The following is a 17,721-nucleotide window of genomic DNA, read 5'->3' as shown; positions in this document are numbered from 1 at the left end:
CGCGGACACCACGGGCCGGCAACGCCTAATCCCGCCGCCGGCCCGGTGGTACCTGGACCTCAGGCGGGAGCGGGGGACCCACATGTTCCTCGGTGCTCGACACCTCGGGGTGAAGCCGCCAACCGGCGGCCGGGCTCCTCGGCCCGAACCCGACAGCTCACCTCGTCGGCGTGGAGGAAACCAAACATGGCAACTGAACACACCGCACGACACCGCCGGACCAGCCAGCGTCGGATCGCCGTAGGGGCGCTCGTCGTCGGCGCGGCCACCGGCGCCGCCGCGATCCTCGGCCCGGTCACTCCGGCCAGCGCGGCCAGCGTGAACTGGGACGCCGTCGCCCAGTGCGAGTCCGGCGGCAACTGGCACATCAACACCGGCAACGGCTACTACGGCGGCCTGCAGTTCTCCAAGAGCACCTGGAGCGGCTACGGCGGCCAGAAGTACGCCAGCCGGGCCGACCTGGCCAGCCGCGGCGAGCAGATCGCCATCGCCGAGAAGGTCCTCGACGGGCAGGGCATCGGCGCCTGGCCGGTCTGCGGCAAGAAGGGCGGCTCGACCAAGCACTACTCGTCCAAGTCGGACTCCCGAACGACCAAGAAGTCCCGCTCGGACTCCGGCTCGAAGTCGAAGGCCGCCTCGTCGGAGCGGTCCTCGCGCGGCGACCAGCCGGCCACCCGCAGCCACCGGCGTACCGCGCCGGCCGTCGGCGGCTCGGGCACCTACCTGGTGAAGCCGGGCGACACGCTGTCGATGATCGCCGACGTGAAGGACCTGGCCGGTGGCTGGCACGCGCTGTACGAGCGCAACAAGCGCGTGGTCGGCGACAACCCGGGCCTCATCTTCCCGGGTCAGCAGCTGCGCCTGCGCTGACGTACCACCGGGGAACGCCCGGCCGGTGCGCCGGCCGGGCGTTCCCCGTCCGGCACTTGCGTGGACCTTGCGACGGTGCGTGCGGCGGGCCGGGTCGCGGATTGCTATCGTCACGGTGCTCTGAAGGACGTGAAGAAAGCGCGGCTATGACCAACGAACCGTTCACCGCAGCCGCGACCCTCGATGAGTTCCTGACCCGGACGCAGCAGGCGTTGTCCGTCATGCGCTCCCGGCCCGCCGCGCACGCCGACGACGATGCGGACGAACTGCTCCGCGCCGACGGCACGGCGGCCGACGGGCTGGTGCGGGCCGTGGTGGTCCAGGGTGGGCGGCTGGAGTCCGTCACCGTCGACCCGGGGCTGTCGGCGCAGGGCATCGAGGCGGTCTGCGCGCACATCGTGGTGGCCGTCAACGCCGCCCTCGCCGACCTCGAGGCCCAGGTCAGCGCTTCGGCGCAGGCCGACGTGGACGCCCTGGCCGCCCGGCTGGGCGGTCTTCAGGAGCAGTCGAGGCGGCAGGTGGAGCTGTTCAGCCAGGCGATGGAGAGTGCCGCCGCCCGGTTGGGCGGCGGCCGGACGGGCTGACCCGCGTCGGTCGGTCGGCCGGCGTGCGTCGGGTCGGCGAAATGTCGGTGCCCCCCGTTCACGATCCTGGCATGGAGAAACCGCGGATCGTGACGGCCGAGCAGTGGCGGCAGGAGCGCAACGAGCTGCTCGAGGCCGAGAAGGAAGCCACCCGGGCGCTGGACGCGCTCGCCGCGCGGCGTCGCCGCCTGCCAATGGTCAGGTTCGCCAACGGGTCTACCGCACCCAGGCGCGGGGGGTGGACCGCCTGCAGTTCGTCAACAACGTCCTCGACCTCGCCCCGTACGGCCGCCAGGAGGACTGGGAGGAGACTCCCCGCCCGGCTGGCCGCAGCACACCACCTACGGCTGACACGGCGCAGCGGCCGGTCGTCGGGAGGACGACGACCGGCCGCTGCGTCTTCGGTCAGCTCAGGGTGAGCGCGGTGTCGTCGACGACGAAGGAGGTCTGCAGGGAGCTGTCCTCCACGCCGCTGAACGAGATGGTGGCGGTGGTGCCGGCCAGCGACGAGACGTCGAAGGACTTCAGGACGTAGCCGGCGGCGGCGTTCACGTTGGAGTACGTCGCCAGGGTGGTGCTGCCGGCCTTGACGGTCAGCTTGTCGTACGCGGTCGAGCCGGACTCGGCCGTGTCGATGTGCAGGTAGAAGGAGAGCGTGGCCCGGCATCCGGCCGGGATGCTCACCGACTGCGACAGCGTGTCGGTGTGGGTCGTGCCGTACCCGTCGAGCCACGCCTTGTACGAACCGCCGTGCGCGGCCTGGCCGGTCGAGTTGGTGATGACGCCCGAGGTGGCGGTCCAGCTCACCGCGCCGGACTCGAAGCCCGGGTTGGCCAGCTTCTGACCCGAGCAGCTGCCGGTGGGCGGCGGGGTGGTGGTGCCGCTGCACGTCGGGTCGCCGGACTGGGCCGGCACGCTGACCGCGTCCCAGGCGGCCTTGACCGTGTTGAACTCGGTGCAGCCGGTCGGGTAGAGGTTCTTGGCCGCCTGCAGCGTCCAGGTGCGGTACTTCAGGTACGACGAGGACGTCGTCTTGAGCAGCATCGCGTTGTACATGATCTTGATGGCCTTCTGGATGTCCAGGCCGGTCACGCTGCTGCCGTTGCAGGTCGTGCTGGCCGGCTGGCCGTTGGTCGGGCTGCTGCCGTTGGCCAGCAGGTAGAACCAGTGGTTGCCGGGGCCGGCCGCCGCGTGCACCTCGGTGGTCGGGATGCTGCTGGAGTAGCAGTTGGGGTCACCCAGCGCCGACGGGTTGTACATGTTGCGGATCGGACCGCTGCCGACCAGGTTGATCTTCTCGCCGACCAGGAAGTCGGGAGCGTCGTAGGTGGAGGGCTCGTTGGCGAACCACTCGGTCGCCGCGCCGAAGGTGTCGGCGACGAACTCCTGGGTCCCGTTGCCGGAGATGCCACCCGGGGTGTGGTCGTCGATGCCGTGGCCGATCTCGTGGGCGAGCACGTCCATCGAACCGATCCACTGACCGGCGGTGTTCTTGCCGATCTGGACCTGGGTGCCGTCGTAGTAGGCGTTCTGGTCGTTCAGGCCGACCCGGATCGGCCACGCCCCGCCGGCGCCGTCGGCGCCGTTGCGGCCGAGCCACTGGGAGAGCATCTTGTGCTCCGTCTGGGCGCCGAAGAGCGCGTCGACGCAGCCGGTCTCCTTGCTGGTGGCGGTGCCGTTGCCCCAGACGTCGTCCGAGCCGGAGAACGTCGTGTTGGTCGCGGCGTCCTGGCAGCTCAGGTTCGTGACGCCAGGGTCCTTCATCGAGTACGTGCTACCTGACAGCGTGGTGTTGAGGGTCAGCGGGCTCGGCCCGTTCCACGCGCCGGTGCCGCTGCCGTGCACGACGTGCTCCTGCTTGCGCAGCACCTTGCCGGTGAGGGCGTCCACGTCCACGGTGAGCCGGCTCGGGCCGTCCGCGGTGGTGCCCCGGACAGTGGTCTCCCAGGCCAGGGCGGGCTTGCTGTCGAGGGTGTAGACGACCAGCGTGGTGCCCTCGACGTTGGTCACGGTCTTCAGCTGGCCGCGGGCGGTCTTCTCCGCGGCGGTAGCCTTGAGCTTCGGCGTCGTGGCGAGGCTGCCGATGCTCTGCTGCTGGGCGACGGAGGCGTACTTCAGGTTGCCTGCGGAGTCGGTCGCCAGGACGAAGTCGCCGCCGGTCACCGGCAGGCCCTTGTAGGTACGCTCGTAGGGCACGTACTGGGTGCCCTCGGAGGTGATGACGGGCTTCTGGACGAACGCCTCGTCGGAGCTGGCGTGCAGGTACTGCGGGCGGCTGGCGACCAGCGCGCTGGCCGAGTTGGCGGCGAGCATGCGGGCCTGGGCGGCGTCGGGGGCGGGGCTGGGGGGCGCGGCCTGTACGGCCACGGCGGTGCCGGCGGCGACCAGGCCGGCCGCGGCCGCGCCGGAGAGCGCGACGAGGCGGGGTGAGAGCTTCAAGGGGGTCTGCTCCTGTTCCTAGGCGACGCGCGGAGCCCGGTAGGGGCGCGCGTCGCGGTCAAGCTGCGGGACGGGCGATGGTGGTCTCCGGAGCTGCCGGCGTGCCCCGGATCGACTGACCGACCATCCTGAGTCACCGGGGGTCAGTGACTCGTGGCAGCACGATCACATGGACAGGGGTGCAGATCAATGGGTGACCGAGGCAACCGTCTTGTTCCGGTCGCCCGGGCGACATCGGCAATTCAGGAAGCCATGATCTTCAATAGCCACTGATCAGCCCTTATGTTCTGCGCGGCGGAGGAAGGCGCGTCCGACTTGCGTTTAATGCCGCTATCCGCGCACCGTGCGTCTTCGCCCTCCTCTGATGGTGCCGCCCGCCCCGCCCCGTACGGGTCGTCGTTCCCTGCCGAATGGACCTTGATCATCCGCTGTCCCGGCGGACGCTCTAGTCGTTCGGGCGACGTCACGCGGAGATTTCCGGCCCGTGACGGCGGCGCGGTCCTGCCGCCGAGGTCACCGTCCCGCCCGGCTAATCTGCGGTCCGCGGATCAGCAGCGGGCGGGGGCGGCATGTCGCACGGGCGGATGCACGACGGCGAAGTCGCCACGGACGAGGCACTGGTCCGTCGGCTGATCGCGGCGCAGTTCCCGCAGTGGGCCCGGTTGCCCGTCGAGCGGATCAGTTCCGCCGGCACCAACAACGCCATCTACCGCCTCGGTCCGGAGCTCGCGGTTCGGCTGCCCCGGATCGCGGACGCGATCGAGCAGGTCGAGTTCGAGTACGCCTGGCTGCCCCGCCTCGCCCCGTACTCGCCGGTCGCCGTGCCGGAGCCGGTCGCGCTGGGTCAACCCGCCGAGGGCTACCCGTGGCGCTGGGCGGTCAACCGCTGGGTCGACGGCCGGACCGCGGTGGAGGACGACGCTGACCGCCCCGGCTTCGCGGTCGACCTCGGCGAATTCGTCGCCGCCCTGCGCAGGGCCGACGTCACCGGCGGCCGGCCGGGCTACCGCAGCGGATCGCTGCGCACCCGGGACGCGTACGTGCGGGAGTGGACCACCGCGGCGCGCGACGTCGTCGACACCGGCGCGGTCCTCGCCGCCTGGGAGGAGGCGCTCGCCGCGCCGGCGTGGGACGGCCCGCCGGTCTGGACCCACGGGGATCTCCTCACCGGCAACGTGCTGGTCCGGGACGGGCGGTTGGCCGGCGTCATCGACTTCGGCGCCGCCGGTGTCGGCGACCCCGCCTGCGACGCCATCCCCGCCTGGGCCGTCCTCTCCGCCGGCACCCGGGACGCCTTCCGGGCGGCGGCCGGGTTCGACGACGCGACGTGGGCCCGCGGGCGCGGCTGGGCGCTCACCTTCGTCGCCGGACTGACCTACTACCGGGAGACCAACCCGGTGATGGCCGGCATTGCGCGGCGTGCCATCGACGCGGTGCTGGCCACGCCGGCCTGAGCGGGCGCCGGCACCGGCGTCCCGTCAGGACGCCCGCCCGAAGGCCCTGGCCAGCGCGGTGACGAGCGCCGACGGATCGACGGCGACCGGGCGGTCGCTGACCTGACCGTCGCCGAGCTCCACCACCCGCCACCGTCCGTCGGCGTGCCGGGCCAGGTCCACTGTGGCGAACGGCAGGTCGAGCGGGGCGATCAGTGGGGCGAGGAAGCCCGGGTCGAGCTGATCGGCCAGCGCGACGTCGGGGGTGTCCGGATGCGGGCCGACGAGCGCGCACCCGCCGTCGATCCACCAGGTGCGCACCTCGGCGCCGGTGAACCGCTCGAACCGGCGCAGCACGAAGCCGCCGGTGAAGTCGTCCTCGCGCAACTCCAGCAGGCGGGCGGCGACGCGCCATGCGGCATCGCCGTCGGCGAGGTCCGGGATGAACGCCGCCTCGTGCCAGTGATGCTTGGCCGATTTCGTCCAGTCGCGCAGCACCGCCGGCCCGCCCCCGAGCGCCCGCCGGGCCGCATCGAACGCGGCCCGGCCCGCCCCGGTGGTCCAGACCGACTCGGGCGTGACGCTCCGTAACGCCTCGTACCAACCGGGCAGCTCGTGGGCGCGGCGGTACTGCTCCGGCGTCGTCCACAGCCGTACGTTCCGGGCGGCCAGGGCGTCCGCGAGGTCGGCGTACCGGTCGGCCGGCAACATCCATCCCCGGTAGACCGCGATCCCGGAGGTTCGTACGGCCGCGACCGCCCGCGCCGGGTCCTGACCGGAAACGAGCAGATCGTGGTCCACCACGGCGACCGGTATCCCGGCCCCCCGGGCGGCCTCGGCCTCTGCGGCGAAATGGTCGTCCGGGCGGCGCGGCCGCAACGCGTCGGCGGGGAACAGCAGCATCACCTCGCTCATGCTGCCGGACCGCCGCCATCACCAGCTCGACCGGATGGGATCGCCAGTCGTGCGGACCGCCGCCAGCTCAGCCGATCGGACCTGGTGATCCGCGAGCGACCGGAGGCGGGCGAACGAGACGGATCCGGTGCTGGAGCATGAAGCGGCCCGATCGCTGAGATCCCGCCCCACCAACCCATGGGGAGTCGTTTGCCCAACAAGCGAGGATCCACAACACCCACCGGAAACCCGGTGAGCGTCAGTGGACACCGCACTATGCTCCCGCCGTGTTCCGAAATCTCCTCAATCGTGGTCCGGAGTCCGTCGAGCCGGCCGCAGACCTCGACCCGGCCCTCGACGACCACGACCTGCGGGCCGCCCGCGACAAGGCGCTTAGCGGCGACTGGCAGGCCGCCCGGGACGTGGTCGAGGCCGCTGGCTCCGAGTGGGAACGCCGTGGGCGCCGGGTGTCGGCGCTGAGCGTGGCCGCCACGGACGACGGGGCCTGGCTCGACGCCTGGCGTGCGGCGATTCCGGACGACCCGGCGGCTGCGGCGATCTGGGCGTCGACCCTCGCGGAACGGGCGAGCCGCGCGCGCGGTGCGGCCCTGGCGGCCGACACCACCCGGGAACAGTTCGTCGGCTTCGCCGAGCTGTCGGCCCAGGCTGCAGCGGCGGGACGGCGGGCGATCACGCTGGCGCCGCACGACCCGGTGCCCTGGGTCGACGTGCTGTGGGCCATGTTCTCCGGCGGCCGCCGTCGGCACCAGGAGTTCGCCGAGGCGCTCGCCGAGGTCCGGCGCCGGGACCGGTTCAACTTCGCGGCGCACCTGGCGGCGGTGAGTTTCCACTGCGAGAAGTGGTTCGGCTCGCACGAGGACATGTTCGGGCTGGCCCGGGCGACCGGCGCCGCCGCGCCGCCCGGCGCCGCCGTGACCATGCTTCCGGTGTTCGCCCACTTCGAGTACGCGATGCGCGAGTTCAGCTGGGGCACGCCGACCCCGAAGGGTCTGCTCGCCTGCCGCCGGTACTTCCAGCGCCCCGAGGTGCAGCGGGAGCTCGACGCGTGCGTGGCGAAGTGGCGGGCGGCCGGGCCGCCCGCCCACGCCGACGCGATGGTGTGCCGCAACTGGATCGCCCTCGCCTATGCGCTCTCCGACCGTCGCGCCGAGGCGAAGGCGGTCTTCGACGAGATCGGCCCGTACGTCGCGAGCCCCGCCTGGTCCTACTTCTTCGGTGGCCGCAAGCACGGCTTCCTGTGGAACTGGCGGTGGGCCAACCGGCTGCGCTGAGGCCGGCGCCCCGCGGTCATCGTCACTGCGGCCCCTTGGTGCGGGACGGCGACAGGCTCGGCGAGGGGCGCGGCGACGGTGACCGCGAGGGCGGTCCGGTCGGCTTGCCGCTCGGGCTCGGGCTCGCGCTGCCGCAGGGCGCCGGGCCGCAGGTCGGTCGGGCGCTCGGCGTCGGCTGGACCGTCGGCGTCGGGGACGCGGCGGTCGGCTTCGGCGTCTCCGGGGGCGCCGGTGACGGGGTGTCGCCCGGGAACTCCGGGGTGCCGAACCGGTACTTGTCCGGGTCGAGCTTCAGCGCGGCCGTGGCCTGCTCCATGAACTGCCGCCAGATCGGCCCCGCGCCGGTGGCGCCGAACACCTGGTAGCTGCCGTCCTTCGTGCGCAGCGGCTTGCCGTCGGTGGTGCCGAGCCACACCGCGCCGGCCAGCGCCCCGGTGTAGCCGACCATCCAGGTGTGCACGTTCTGGGTGGTGCTCTGGCCGGCCTGCCAGGTCCCGGTCTTGCCGGCCGCATCCCAGCCGTTGTCCAGCTTGGCCGCCTTCACCCGGCTCAACGTCCAGTCGAGCTGGTTGACCGCCTCCTTGTCGAGCCCCACGTCGGTCTGCACCAGCCGCTCCTCGAACAGGCGATCGTCACCCTTGGTGACCGTCCGAACAAAGTGCTGCTCGGCCCGCTTCCCGCCGGCGGCGAACGTCGCCATCCCGTTGGCGTGGTCCTGCACGGCGATGCCGTACTGGCCGATGCCGACCTCGGTGGAGAACCGTCCCGCCACCTCCTCGGCCGGCTGGCCGCGCAGCTCGACCCGCTGCGACCGCGGGTTGCCCTTCTCGGTTGCCCACATCGAGTCGACGCCGGCCCGGGTGGCCATGTCGATCACCTTCGCCTTGCCGAGCTTCTCGGTCAGCTCGAAGTAGGTGACGTTGAGCGAGGCCACGGTGGCCTCCCACAGCGCGCAGTCCGGCTGGCACGGCGCGTGCTCGGCGTTGCGGATCGGGCCGGCGGGGCTGGTCTTGGTACGGCCCGACTCGGGGAACTCCTTGGTCTCCGGCGAGTCGAAGTGCTGCTTCACGGAGACCTTGTCGCGGACGGCGGCGGCCAGGTCGTACACCTTGAACGACGATCCCGGCGGGTGCTGGCCGAAGCCGCGGGCCGCCCCGTTCTCGTCGTAGTACCACCCGGCGTAGTCGGCGCCGCCGCCGTCGTTGCCGCCGTAGTAGCCCAGCACCCGGCCGGTGCCCGGCTCCACCGCCACCAGCGCGGCCTGCCAGTTCTTCGGCTGGCCGCGGACCGCCTCCGGCGCGCTGTCGCGCCGGATGTCGGCGGCCGCCTCGGCGGCGTCCTGGACCCGCTTGTCGATGGTGGTGACGATCTTGAACCCGCCGTTGCGGATGAAGTCGGCCGGCTTGTCCTTGAACGCATCGGTCTGCCGCAGCTCGCTGAGCACGTGGTTGACCACCAGACCGGTCGGTCGGTCCAGGCCCGACCGGCCGGCGTTAGGGTCGATCGGCTTCACGTCGTCGGGGTAGGCCAGGTTCGTCGCGTCCGCCGCCGACAGGTAGCCCAGCTTCACCATCCCGTCGCGGATGTAGTTCCACCGGTCGATCGAGTTCTGCCTAGCCTTCGCGTTGCGCCGCGGGTCGTAGCCGGGCGTGCCCTCGGGGTCGTTCGGGTCGGCCTCCGGCTGCTTCACCATCGCGCAGAGCACCATCGCCTCCGCGGGGGTCAGCTGATTGGCCGCGGGCGCGTCCCGGCTCACCGTCTTGCCGAAGTACGTCTGCGCGGCCGCCTCGATGCCGTACGCGCCCCGCCCGAACGGCACCGTGTTCAGGTAGAAGCCGAGGATCTCCTCCTTGGAGTACTTGTCGTCGAGTTTCCAGGCGATGACCGCCTCGCGGAGCTTCCGCGAATAGGTGACGCCGTTGAGGTCGGCGGCCACCCGTGCGTACTGCTGGGTGATCGTCGACGCGCCCTGCCGCTGGCCGCCGGTCACGTTCGACCAGGCGGCGCGGAGCACGCCGGAGAAGTCGATGCCCTTGTTGGTCCAGAAGCTGCGGTCCTCGGCCGCCACGATCGCCTGCTTGGCGGAGTCGTTCATCTGCCCGTACGGCACGATCGTCCGGTTCTCCGCGCCCAGCGTCGCCATTTTCGTACGGCCGTCGGCGTAGTAGACCGTGGTCGACTCCGGCAACTTGAGGTCGGTGGGGGTCGGCACGCTGTCGAAGTAGTAGCCGCCGGCCACCAGTCCGGAGCCGCCGAGCAGCGCGAACACGGCCAGGAAGATCAGAATGCGGCTGCGCCGACGCTTCCGTCCCGCGGGGGCGACCCGCGCTCCGGAACCGTCGGCGGCGTTGTAGTTGTCATCGTTAGGAAGCACCCGCACCCGATACCCTCCGACTGGTCGGCCGAATCGTGAGCCCGTTCGGGGTGCCACGCTATCAACGCCCCGTGCTCTACCGAGGGGGGTCGCCCGGTCACAGAGCGCGGCCGATCGGAATCGGGCGCGTCGGGTCCGGGCAGGAGTGGAAGTTCGCCCCGCTGGGTACCAGGGCGGCCATGAGCTCCAGCACGGTAGACAGCCCTACGGCCGACCCAGCCACCGCCCGGTCGGTGGGCACCGTCGCGGTCGTCGCCCACCTGAACAAGACCCTAGGCGGCGGCCTCGACGAGCTGCGCGCCAGCCTGGTCGCCGCCGGCGTCGGGCAGCTCCTCTGGTACGAGGTGCCGAAGAGCCGCAAGGCGCCGAAGCAGGTCCGCCGGGCGCTGAAGGAGGGCGCCGACCTGCTCCTCGTCTGGGGCGGGGACGGCATGGTGCAGCGCTGCGCCGACACCCTGGCCGGTACGGACGTCCCGATGGGCATCCTGCCCGCCGGCACGGCCAACCTCTTCGCCACCAACCTCGGCATTCCCGCCGACCTGCCCGAGGCGGTCCGGATCGCGCTGCACGGCCGACGCCGCGCGCTCGACCTCGGCCGCCTCAACGGCGAGCATTTCGCGGTGATGGCGGGCGCCGGCTTCGACGGGGACCTGATCCGGGACGCCGACCGGAAGCTCAAGGGCCGGCTGGGCCGGGCCGCGTACGTCTGGACCGGGCTGCGGCACGTCCGCGGCGAACTGGTGCGCACCCGCATCCGGGTCGACGGCGCCGATTGGTTCGACGGCGACGCGAGCTGCGTGCTCTTCGGCAACGTCGGCACGATCACCGGCGGCATCCCGGCCTTCGACAACGCCCGCCCCGACGACGGCGCCCTGGAGATCGGGGTGTCCACCGCGAGCGGCGCCGTCGACTGGGCCCGCACCCTGGGCCGGATGGCGGCCGGGCGGTCCGAGGAGTCACCGTTCGTGCGGATCACCCGCGGCCGCAAGGTGACGGTCCGCTTCGCGGCGCCGAAGATGTACGAGCTGGACGGGGGCGCCCGGACCACGGCGAAGCGGCTGAAGGTGAAGGTCGTGCCCGGCGCCCTGACGGTCTGCTGCCCCGATCGCCCGGCCTGAGCCGCCGCTGCCCGGGCCCGAGTACGGCCGGCCGCGGCGCGCGGGCAGGATGGCCGGCATGGACGACGAGACACGCGGCTACCTGGCCGAGTTGGTCGACCGGGCGCGGGGCATCCTCGGCGACGACCTGGTCGGTGCGTACGCGGCCGGCTCGGTGGGCATGGACGCGTACCAGCCGGGGCGCAGCGACGTGGACGTGGCGCTGGTCGTCGCGCGGACGCCGACCGGGTCGACGAAGCGGACGCTGGTGGACCGGCTGCGGCACGAGGCGCTGCCCTGCCCGGCGCGCGGCCTGGAACTGGTCGTCTACCGGCGCGACGTGGCCGCCGCCGGCACCCCCGAACCCGGGTTCGAGGTCGAGCTGAACACCGGCCCGGCCATGCCGTTCCGCGCCACGTACGCCCCGGCCGACCGGCCGGCCGCCGACGGACACTTCTGGTACGCCCTGGACCGCAGCATCCTGCACCAGTCCGGCCTGGCCCTGGTCGGGCCGCCCGCCGCCGAGGCCTTCGCCGACCTGGCCCCGGGCGAGCTGCGGCGGCTGCTGGCCGAGGCGCTGGCCTGGTGGCTGACGCTGCCGACCCCAGCCGGCGACGGCCCGGCGCCCGGCGCGGAGGACGCGGTGCTGGGCGCCTGTCGCTCGCTGGTGAAGGTCCGCGCCGGGCGCTGGCTGTCCAAGGTGGACGCCGGGCGTCGGCTGCTGGACCGGGGGGAGCACGGCGACCTGATCGGACGGTCGATCGCGGCCCGCCGGGGCGGCCCGCCGCCCAGCGGCCCCGAGGCGCGGGCCTTCCAGCGGCAAGCCCTCGCCGAGGTGGTGGCGGACGGCACGCATTGACGCCGATGGCGAGGCACCGGCCAAGTTCACCGGCAGCCTCTACCTCGCCTACGGGGGCAAGCCGCTGCCGGAATGCGTCGACTACGCCACCTCGATGCAGCGCGCCGCCGCGCCGTACGTGCAGACCGTCGCGCCCCACGGCGCGGGCGTCACGGCCGGCATGCTCGGGTTCATGTTCTGGGCGGCCGAACGCCCCTCGACCCAGGGCGTCGGCACCGTACCGCCGAACACCTGCGAGGGCGGGGCCGGCGCCGGGGCGACCGCGCTGTTGGTCCCGGTGCCGATGCCCGCCCTGCGGCAGAACTGACCGGCGGACCGCCCGGACCTCACCGCACGACGCGGGCCCCGGTCGGGCGGCAGCGGTTCGATACCGGGTCCAGGCGGGGGCACGCTCGACTTCGGGCAGCCGATCGCGATCATGCTGCTCGGCATCGTCAACCCGTTTGTCCGGCCCGGCTGCGGGTAGCCGGGCCGGAGAGATCGGCACCGACGGCGGGGAGGGGCCGTGGCACGGTACGCGGACGAGGTGGTCGCGCTGGCCGCGCCACTGACGGACGCGGGGGACCTCGACGTCCTCCTGGACCGGATCGGCGACGCCCGGGTGGTGATGCTGGGCGAGGCGACCCATGGCACCCACGAGTTCTACCGCTGGCGGGCGGACCTGACCCGGCGCCTGATCGCCGAGCGGGGCTTCTCGTTCGTCGCCGTGGAGGGGGACTGGCCGGACTGCGACCGGGTCGACCGCAGCGTCCGCTGCCGCGCCGACGCGCCGGAGGACCCGTACCACGCGCTCGCCGCGTTCGAGCGCTGGCCGACCTGGATGTGGGCCAACGAGGAGGTCGTCGACTTCTGTCGCTGGTTGCGCGGACACAACACCAGCGCCGATCCGGAGCATCGGGTCGGCTTCCACGGGTTGGACGTCTACTCGCTCTGGGAGTCGCTGCGGGAGATTCTGGTCTGGTTGCGGGAGCGGGAACCAGGGCTGGTGCCGGCGGCGTTGGCCGCGTACCGCTGCTTCGAGCCGTACCGGGAGGACCCGCAGGAGTACGCGATGGCCACCCGGCTGGTGCCGACCAGCTGCGAGAACGAGGTCGTCGACCTGCTGGTCGTGCTCCGGGCCACGGTTGGCGGCCCCGCGCGGGCCGACGGTGATCCGGGGTCGCGCTTCGCCGCCCGGCAGAACGCCGAGGTGGTCGTCGGCGCGGAACGCTACTACCGGGCGATGGTCGCCGGTGGGCGGCAGTCGTGGAACGTTCGGGACCGGCACATGGACGAGACCCTGGACCGTCTCCTCGGCCACTACGGCCCCGGCTCGAAGGGCGTGGTGTGGGCCCACAACACCCATGTCGGTGATGCCCGGGCCACTGACATGGTGGACGCCGGAGAAATCAACATCGGTCAGTTGGCCCGCGAGCGGTACGGCGCCGACCAGGTGGTGCTGGTCGGCTTCGGCACCCACCACGGCACCGTCGTCGCGGGCGGTGCCTGGGGCGCGCCGACCGAGTTGATGCCGGTGCCGCCGGCGATGACCGGCACCCTGGAGGACGTGCTGCACCGGTCGGCCCCGGAGCGGGCGCTCTTCGTGTTCCCTCGGGGCGACCGGCCCGACCTGCTCTCCGACGAGCTGGACCATCGGGCGATCGGGGTGGTCTACCACCCGGAGCGGGAACGGCTGGGCAACTACGTGCCGACCGTGCTGGGCGACCGGTACGACGCCTTCTGCTGGTTCGACGCCACTCAAGGGGTGCGGCCCCTGCCCACCGGCCGGGCCGGCGTACGGGAGCCGGAGACCTTCCCCTCCGGGCTCTGAGACCTCCCAGAACTGACCAAAGTGCTCAAGCTGCCGAGATTGTCGCCCGCGCCGATTCTGCACGAAGACGGGCCGTGACCGGCGGCAACGCCGGTCACGGCCCATCTTCTCAGGCGCGCCCGAAGGGAGCTCGCGCCTTTGATCAGTAGACCGTCACGCCGTACGCGCTCGCGGCCTCGGGGACGGGCTGGTAGAACGTCGTGCCACCGGACCGGCAGTCGCCACTGCCGCCGGAGGTGATGCCGAGCGCCTTGGTGCCGTCGTAGAGCGGGCCGCCGGAGTCGCCGGGCTCGGCACAGACGGTGGTCTGGATCATGCCCTTGACGGTGCCGCTGCCGGTGTACCGGACGGTCACGTTCAGCGCGGTGACGGTGCCGCTGTGGGTGCCGGTGGTCGACCCGGTGCGCTTCACCGCCTCACCGACGAACGCGTTGGCGGCGGTGTAGCCGCCGGGGTGAGTCAACGAGGTGTTGTCGTACCGGACCAGCGCGTAGTCGTTGCCCGGGAAGCTGGAGCCGATGGTCGGGCCGATGAGGGTGGTGTGGCTGGAGTTGGTGTACCACGTATTGGCCACGTCGCCGCAGTGGCCGGCGGTCAGGAAGTAGTAGACGCCGGACTTGACCGCGTTGAAGCCGAGCGAGCAGCGGTAGCCCCCGCCGTAGATGGCGTTGCCGGCGGAGAGCAGCGGGCGGAAGGTCCCGGACGCCCGGTCGACCCGGATCGCGCCGGCGTTGCGGCCGGCGGTCTTCGTGATCGTCGAGAGTTCCGCGGCGGAGACCGTGTCGTCGGCGGTCACCACCACCCGACCCGACTCCACGCGCCAGGCGATGCCCCCGACGCCCGAGGCGGCGACGGCGTGGTCGGCTTGGGAGAGCTGGCTGGCGCTCCAGCTCGGCGGGGCGGCCGAGGCGGCGCCGGGCGCGGTGAACGCGCTGGCGGCGACGAGGCCGACGGTGGCGGCGAGCAGGGGGGTGAACCGGCCGGGGGTGCGTCGGATTCTCACGGTCTCCTCCTTGGAGGCGGCGGGCGACCGGTGCGGACGGGCCCGTGAGGCGTCGCCGTGGTCCGGGCTCGGGGTGTTGACCTCGGCGAACGTGGTAGCGGCGAGTATCCACCAGGGTCGATCAGTCTGCAAGGGGTCCGCCGGCGACGGCCGGTCCGCCGCTAGGGTGTCAGCGGGGGAGGTATGCCATGACGTTGCAGTTGACCGGGGCCGCGCGCCGGCCCGTCCGCGCCACCGACGGGCGCCTCCGGTGAGCCGGACCGCCGACCCGGACCTGGCCGCGCTCGAAGCGGCGCTCCCCGGCGCCGTGGCGACCCGGGCGGCGGACCGGCTGCGGCTGGCCCACGACGCGTCGCACTACCTGCTGCATCCCCGCGCGGTGGTGACCCCGGCCGACGCCGGGCAGGTCGCGGCGCTGCTGCGGCACGGCCGTCGCACCGGGACGCCGCTGACCTTCCGCTCCGGCGGGACCAGCCTCAGCGGGCAGGCGGTCACCGACCAGCTGCTCGTCGACACCCGTCGGCACTTCCGCGAGCTGGCGGTCCTCGACGACGGCCGACGGGTCCGGGTGCAGCCCGGGGTAGTGCTGCGCCAGGTGAACAACCGGCTCGCCCCGTACGGCCGCAAGCTCGGCCCCGACCCGGCCAGCGAGTCCGCCTGCACGATCGGTGGCGTCGTCGCCAACAACTCCAGCGGGATGACCTGCGGCACGGAGTTCAACACCTACCGGACGCTGGAGTCGCTGCTGCTGGTGCTGCCCGGCGGGACCATCCTGGACACCGGCGTCCCGGACGCCGACGAGCGGCTGCGGGCCACCGAGCCGGAGCTGCACGCGGGCCTGCTGCGGCTGCGCGACCGGGTCCGCGGCAACCCCGACTCGGTCCGCCGCGTCCGGGCCCAGTACGCCATGAAGAACACCATGGGCTACGGGGTGAACGCCTTCCTCGACCACGACACTCCCAGCGACCTGCTGACCCGGCTCGTCGTCGGCAGCGAGGGCACCCTCGCCTTCGTCGCGGCGGCGACCTTCCGCACCGTACCGGTGCACCGGCACGCCGCGACCGGCCTGCTCGTCTTCGACAGCCTGGCCCGGGCGATGGCCGCGATGCCGGCGCTGGTCGCCGCCGGCCCGGCGGCGATTGAGCTGCTCGACGCCGCCGCGCTGCGGGTCGCGCAGCTCGACCCGCAGGCGGACGCCGCGCTGCGCGGCCTCGCCGTCCGGGAGCACGCCGCCCTGCTGGTCGAGTGGCAGGAGGCGGACCCCGATGCGCTCGCCGACCGGGTGGCGGCGGCCCGACCGGTGCTCGCCGACCTGCCGCTGTCCGCCCCGGCCCGGCTCAGCGGCGAGGCGGCGGCCCGGGCGGCGCTCTGGCACATCCGCAAGGGCCTCTACGCGGCCGTCGCCGGCGCTCGGCCCTCCGGCACCACCGCCCTGCTGGAGGACATCGCCGTACCGGTGGACGCCCTCGCCGACACCTGCGTCGAACTCGCCGACCTCTTCGCCCGGCACCGCTACGAGGAGAGCGTCATCTTCGGGCACGCCAAGGACGGCAACCTGCACTTCATGCTCAACGAGCGGTTCTCCGGCGGCGAGGCGCCGGAGCGGTACGCGGCGTTCACCGAGGAGATGGTGGACGCCGTCCTGGCCCACGGCGGCACTCTCAAGGCCGAGCACGGCACCGGCCGGGTGATGGCGCCGTACGTCCGCCGGCAGTTCGGCGACGAGCTCTACGAGGTCATGCGCGAGCTGAAGACGCTCTGTGACCCCGACGGCGTGCTCAACCCCGGGGTGCTGCTCAGCGGCGACCCCGACATCCACCTGCGCCACCTGAAGACCGTGCCGACCGTCGAACCCGAGGTGGACCGCTGCGTCGAGTGCGGCTACTGCGAGCCGGTCTGCCCCAGCCGGGATCTCACCACCATACCCCGGCAGCGCATCGTGCTGCGCCGGGAGATCGCCGCCGCGCGCGCCGGCGGCGACGAACGGCTCGCCCGCGAGCTGGAAGACGACTACGGCTACGACGCGGTGGACACCTGCGCCGTGGACGGCATGTGCGCCACCGCGTGCCCGGTCCTGATCAACACCGGTGACCTGGTGAAACGGCTGCGTGCCGAGCGGAACGGCGGCCTCGCCCAGACCGGCTGGCGGGGCGCCGCCGCCCGCTGGGGCACCGCCACCCGCGGTATGGCCCGCGGTCTGGACCTGGCCGCCGGCCTGCCATCCGCGCTGCCCGAGACGGTCACCCGGGCCGCCCGGGCCGTCCTCGGCGCCGAGCGGGTCCCGCAGTGGCGGCGCGACCTGCCCCGGGGCGGCGACGTCCGGCGCGCCCACCCGGTCACCGACCCGGACGCGGTGTTCGTCCCGTCCTGCCTGGGCACCCTGTTCGCCCCCGCCGAGGGCGGCCCGGGGGTGGCGGCCGCGCTGCTGACCCTCGCCGAGCGCGCCGGGGTCCGTTTGCTCGTCCCCGACGGGATCGCCGGCGTCTGCTGCGGCACGCCCTGGTCCTCCAAGGGCCTCACCGCCGGCTACCAGGCGGTCCGCGACCGGGTGCCGCCCGCGCTGCGGGAGGCCAGCCACGGCGGGACGCTGCCCGTGGTCAGCGACGCCGCGTCCTGCACAGAGGGCTTCGCGAAGCTGGTCGCCGACGGCGGCGACGCCGTCGCGGTGGTCGACGCCGTCGCGTACGCCGCCACCGAGCTGCTGCCCCGGCTGACCGTCCGGCGCCGGCTCGCCTCCCTCGCCCTGCACCCGACATGCTCGTCCACCCGGCTGGGGCTCGACGAGGCGCTGCGGACCGTGGCCCGGGCGGTCGCCGACGAGGTGGGGGTGCCCGACGGCTGGCAGTGCTGCGGCTTCGCCGGCGACCGGGGCCTGCTGCACCCCGAGCTGACCGCCGCCGCCACCCGGGCCGAGGCCGGCGCGGTGTCGGAGCGGCACTTCGACGGGTACGCCGCGGTCAACCGCACCTGCGAGATCGGGATGGCCCGGGCGACCGGTCAGCCGTACCGGCACCTGCTCGAACTCCTCGAGGAGGCGACCCGCTGACGGGCGTCGCCGGTCGGCGG

Annotated in this window: 14 protein-coding genes and 1 riboswitch; of the genes, 10 read left to right on the top strand and 4 right to left on the bottom strand. The window is 73.1% G+C overall.

Going from position 1 to position 17,721, the window contains the following annotated elements:
* Window positions 1-12 precede the first annotated feature (12 nt).
* Window positions 13-186: riboswitch (cyclic di-AMP (ydaO/yuaA leader) on the top strand.
* The 3 genes from SLP03_RS10200 to SLP03_RS10190 all read left to right on the top strand — a co-directional run bounded on the left by SLP03_RS10200 (window position 187) and on the right by SLP03_RS10190 (window position 1,873).
* A complete protein-coding gene (locus tag SLP03_RS10200) occupies window positions 187-870 on the top strand; it encodes a transglycosylase family protein (RefSeq protein ID WP_319460299.1) in 684 nt (227 codons plus the stop codon). It begins immediately after the preceding riboswitch.
* Window positions 871-1,016: 146 nt separating this feature from the next.
* A complete protein-coding gene (locus SLP03_RS10195; protein WP_319460298.1) occupies window positions 1,017-1,454 on the top strand; it encodes a YbaB/EbfC family nucleoid-associated protein in 438 nt (145 codons plus the stop codon).
* A 41-nt stretch (window positions 1,455-1,495) separates the two neighbouring features.
* Window positions 1,496-1,873 (top strand): DUF899 family protein, encoded by a 378-nt coding sequence (locus SLP03_RS10190; RefSeq protein WP_319460297.1) that lies wholly within the window; start codon window positions 1,496-1,498, stop codon window positions 1,871-1,873.
* Here SLP03_RS10190 and SLP03_RS10185 read toward each other — a convergent pair.
* Entirely contained in the window at window positions 1,860-3,893 is a 2,034-nt protein-coding gene (locus SLP03_RS10185; protein WP_319460296.1) for a M4 family metallopeptidase, read from the bottom strand. The genes SLP03_RS10190 and SLP03_RS10185 overlap by 14 nt on opposite strands.
* 584 nt (window positions 3,894-4,477) lie before the next feature.
* Here SLP03_RS10185 and SLP03_RS10180 point away from each other — a divergent pair.
* Window positions 4,478-5,347 carry an aminoglycoside phosphotransferase family protein gene (locus tag SLP03_RS10180; protein ID WP_319460295.1) on the top strand — a complete coding sequence of 290 codons (870 nt, stop codon included), beginning with the start codon at window positions 4,478-4,480 and terminating at the stop codon, window positions 5,345-5,347.
* A 24-nt stretch (window positions 5,348-5,371) separates the two neighbouring features.
* Here SLP03_RS10180 and SLP03_RS10175 read toward each other — a convergent pair whose 3' ends face one another.
* Window positions 5,372-6,241 carry an ATP-grasp domain-containing protein gene (locus SLP03_RS10175; protein WP_319460294.1) on the bottom strand — a complete coding sequence of 290 codons (870 nt, stop codon included), beginning with the start codon at window positions 6,239-6,241 and terminating at the stop codon, window positions 5,372-5,374.
* A gap of 266 nt (window positions 6,242-6,507) precedes the next feature.
* Here SLP03_RS10175 and SLP03_RS10170 point away from each other — a divergent pair, with 266 nt between their 5' ends.
* Window positions 6,508-7,512: a hypothetical protein gene (locus SLP03_RS10170; protein WP_319460293.1), complete on the top strand. Its 1,005-nt coding sequence runs from the start codon at window positions 6,508-6,510 to the stop codon at window positions 7,510-7,512.
* A gap of 22 nt (window positions 7,513-7,534) precedes the next feature.
* Here the strand turns inward: SLP03_RS10170 and SLP03_RS10165 are convergent, their stop codons facing one another.
* The gene (locus tag SLP03_RS10165) at window positions 7,535-9,892 is read right to left on the bottom strand and encodes a transglycosylase domain-containing protein (RefSeq protein ID WP_319460292.1); all 2,358 of its coding nucleotides are present in this window, start codon (window positions 9,890-9,892) and stop codon (window positions 7,535-7,537) included.
* Window positions 9,893-10,065: 173 nt separating this feature from the next.
* Between SLP03_RS10165 and SLP03_RS10160 the strand changes: the two genes are divergently transcribed.
* From SLP03_RS10160 to SLP03_RS10145, 4 genes are all read left to right on the top strand, one after another.
* Window positions 10,066-11,004, top strand: a complete 939-nt coding sequence (locus SLP03_RS10160; RefSeq protein WP_319460291.1) for a diacylglycerol/lipid kinase family protein — start codon at window positions 10,066-10,068, stop codon at window positions 11,002-11,004.
* A 58-nt stretch (window positions 11,005-11,062) separates the two neighbouring features.
* Window positions 11,063-11,842 carry a nucleotidyltransferase domain-containing protein gene (locus tag SLP03_RS10155; RefSeq protein WP_319460290.1) on the top strand — a complete coding sequence of 260 codons (780 nt, stop codon included), beginning with the start codon at window positions 11,063-11,065 and terminating at the stop codon, window positions 11,840-11,842.
* A 94-nt stretch (window positions 11,843-11,936) separates the two neighbouring features.
* Complete coding sequence (locus SLP03_RS10150; RefSeq protein WP_319460289.1) at window positions 11,937-12,149, top strand: hypothetical protein; 213 nt, start codon at window positions 11,937-11,939, stop codon at window positions 12,147-12,149.
* A 198-nt stretch (window positions 12,150-12,347) separates the two neighbouring features.
* The gene (locus SLP03_RS10145) at window positions 12,348-13,652 is read left to right on the top strand and encodes an erythromycin esterase family protein (protein ID WP_413644493.1); all 1,305 of its coding nucleotides are present in this window, start codon (window positions 12,348-12,350) and stop codon (window positions 13,650-13,652) included.
* 142 nt (window positions 13,653-13,794) lie between these two features.
* On the opposite strand, the gene SLP03_RS10140 is transcribed toward SLP03_RS10145, so the two are convergent.
* Window positions 13,795-14,655: a S1 family peptidase gene (locus tag SLP03_RS10140; RefSeq protein ID WP_319460288.1), complete on the bottom strand. Its 861-nt coding sequence runs from the start codon at window positions 14,653-14,655 to the stop codon at window positions 13,795-13,797.
* A gap of 250 nt (window positions 14,656-14,905) precedes the next feature.
* On the opposite strand from SLP03_RS10140, the gene SLP03_RS10135 reads away from it, so the two are divergent.
* Window positions 14,906-17,701: an FAD-binding and (Fe-S)-binding domain-containing protein gene (locus SLP03_RS10135; protein ID WP_319460287.1), complete on the top strand. Its 2,796-nt coding sequence runs from the start codon at window positions 14,906-14,908 to the stop codon at window positions 17,699-17,701.
* Window positions 17,702-17,721: the final 20 nt, after the last annotated feature.

It is taken from the genome of Micromonospora sp. RTP1Z1 (assembly GCF_033804685.1).
Taxonomy (GTDB): Bacteria; Actinomycetota; Actinomycetes; order Mycobacteriales; family Micromonosporaceae; genus Micromonospora.
The sequence above is the reverse complement of the archived record's forward strand: the minus strand, read 5'-3'. Positions and strand labels throughout refer to the sequence as shown.